3 protein-coding genes are annotated in these 2,459 nt (G+C 65.8%); 2 read left to right on the forward strand and 1 reads right to left on the reverse strand.

All coding sequences use genetic code 11. From position 1 onward, the window contains the following. Window positions 1-579: IclR family transcriptional regulator (locus VIR09_RS20575; RefSeq protein WP_332014530.1), on the reverse strand; the 579-nt coding region annotated here is incomplete at its 3' end. 155 nt (window positions 580-734) lie between these two features. Here VIR09_RS20575 and VIR09_RS20580 point away from each other — a divergent pair. Both VIR09_RS20580 and VIR09_RS20585 read left to right on the forward strand, forming a co-directional pair. Continuing rightward, window positions 735-1,703, forward strand: coding sequence for a tripartite tricarboxylate transporter substrate binding protein (locus tag VIR09_RS20580; protein ID WP_332014531.1), 969 nt, complete (start codon window positions 735-737; stop codon window positions 1,701-1,703). A 204-nt stretch (window positions 1,704-1,907) separates the two neighbouring features. Next, a partial coding sequence (locus VIR09_RS20585; protein WP_332014532.1) for an acyltransferase occupies window positions 1,908-2,459 on the forward strand: 552 nt, incomplete at its 3' end.

Genomic DNA, 2,459 nt, shown 5'->3' on the forward strand with positions numbered 1-2,459 from the left:
ATCACAGGCGCTTTGCGGCAGGCTGGCCAGGTACGCCCGGCCCATGGCGCTGTCCAGGCTGGCGCGATAGCCCACCGGCAGGCGCAGGTACAGCGCCGAAGAACCGTGGATGGCTTCGACATAGGTCATGGCATCGCCATCGAAGGCGCCCAGCGCCACCGCGCCGCCGGTGGCACGCGCCAGCTCGGTCATCGAGGCCTTGGCCAGCTCGCGCACCTCCAGCCCGGCCAGCAGGCCGAAGCCCAGCGCCAGCACGCCGTAGCCGGGCGAGTACTTGCCGGTGTCCGGGTGATAGCGCAGATAGCCCAATTCAGTGAGGGTGTAGGTAATGCGGCTGATGGTGGGCTTGGGCAGGCCGGTCAAGCGCGCCAGATCCAGGTTACCCAAGGCCGATACGCCATGGCGGAAGCAGCGCAACACGTCCAGCCCGCGCGCCAGCGCCGTAATGAAGTCGGGAGAATTGGCGCCCTCGCCCGCGCCGGCGGCGCGCTTGCGGCGCGCAGGCAGGCTGAGTTCGACCTTGCCGTCGGGTTTGGCGGCGGGATGCGCGATGCGCTTGGCGTCAGAAAAAGATTGCATTTCTATTCGCTTCGTTTTTATAGTTTATTTCGAATAACAAAATTAAATTCCATTTTACGGAATTTAATGCATCCAAGGAGACCTGGCAAGCCCTGCCTCGCGGCGCCAAGCCAGGCCCGACCCGCCACTCATGCACACGTTTTCAAGGGGAAAACATGCTACGCACTAGCTTCAAACTGCTGGCCACCCTGCTGCTCAGCGCAGCGGCGCTGGGCGCTCAAGCCCAAACCTATCCGGCCCGGCCGATCAAGGTCGTTTCGCCCTTCCCCGCCGGCGGCGCCACCGACGTGCTGACCCGGATCCTGGCCGAGCGCATGGCCAAGACGCTGGGCCAGCCCATGATCGTCGAGAACAAGGCAGGCGCCGGCACCTCGATCGGGGCGGCCTATGTTTCGCGCGAAGCGCCGGACGGCTACACCATCCTGATGGCGACCAACTCCACGCTGGTCACCAACCGCTATCTGTACAAGGAACTACCCTACGACCCCGACGGCTTCGCCCGCATCGGCATGGTCGGCGTGGGACCGCTGGTCCTGCTGTCCAGCCCCAAGCGGCCGTTCAACAGCACCCAGGACGTGGTCGCCTACGCCAAGCAGAACCCGGGCAAGCTGACCTTCGCCACCTTCGGCCCCGGCACTTCCTCGCATCTAGCGGGTGAACTCTTCAAGGAACGCGCGGGCATCGACATCCTGCACGTGCCGTTCAAGGGCGCGACCCAGGCCCTGCCCGCCCTGGTCAGCGGCGACGTCGACCTGTTCTTCGACATGGTGGCCACCGGCATGCCGCAGGCCGATGCCGGCAAGGTCAAGGTCTTCGCCATCACCAGCCCCAGCCGCCTGGCGACACAGCCCAAGCTGGCGACGCTGGCCGAGCAAGGCTATCCCGCGTTCGACATGACCGCCTGGTTCAGCTTCGTGGCGCCCAAGGGCACGCCCGCCCCCGTCATGGAAAAACTGCAGCAAGCCCTGGTCGAAACCCTGCAGGACGAAACCGTCAAGAAGCGCATGCTGGACATGGGCATCGATCCCCGCTCCGGCACCGCCGCCGAACTGGACAAGCAGATCAAGACCGAACAGCCCATCGTGGCGCAGTTGATCAAGCAGGCCAATATCGTTCTGCAATGATGGCGCTGGCCGTTTCGTGACAAAACGTAGGCAGGCCCGCGCCTGCCCGTGAATGCGCCGCGCCTTGCGGCTCCTACCGGCAGAGGCTCCCGCGGCCCCTGCCGGTTTTTGTTGCGCCGCCGACAGGCCCTCTAACCCCTGGATACAGAACCAGGGCGTGCCCCACTGCTAAGGTGAAAAGGCAAACACCGCAACGGGAGCCCGATGCCGTACCCCGAAGAGAAACATGCGCGCCTGGATGCCGCCCGTTGGCTGGCGGCGGTGGCCGTCGTGCTGCTGCACAGCGCGGCCATGGTAGTCAGCAACCCGGCCGCCTACGGCGGAGGAGCGTGGCTGGCCGCCAATCTGTACGATTCTGCCGCGCGCTGGTGCGTGCCCGTGTTCGTCATGGTCAGCGGCGCCCTGCTGCTGGATCCCGACAAACCACAAGACGCGCGCCAGTTCTATAGCCGGCGCATGGCGCGGATCTGCGCGCCGCTGCTGTTCTGGACATTCTTCTATCTGGCATGGCGCACGGCGCTGGACTGGTGGGACGACGGCCGCATCGATTTTTCGTTCTGGCCGCGCAAGCTGGTCCAGGGCGAGCCCTACTACCACTTGTGGTACCTGTACATGATCGTGGGCCTGTACCTGTTCGCGCCGCTGGTGCGCCTCCTGTATGCGCGCAGCACGCCGCGGGCGCGCGCGCTGTGGGTGGTGGGCATCCTGGGCGTGGCGATCCTGGACGCGCTGTACCGCCGCGCGCTGGGCGCGCCC

It is taken from the genome of Achromobacter sp., assembly GCF_036567245.1.
Taxonomy (GTDB): domain Bacteria; phylum Pseudomonadota; class Gammaproteobacteria; order Burkholderiales; family Burkholderiaceae_B; genus Achromobacter.

Bases quoted from the DNA above. Each gene is read 5' to 3' on its own strand.
- VIR09_RS20580 (WP_332014531.1), top strand. From the start codon at position 735: ATGCTACGCACTAGCTTCAAACTGCTGGCCACCCTGCTGCTCAGCGCA.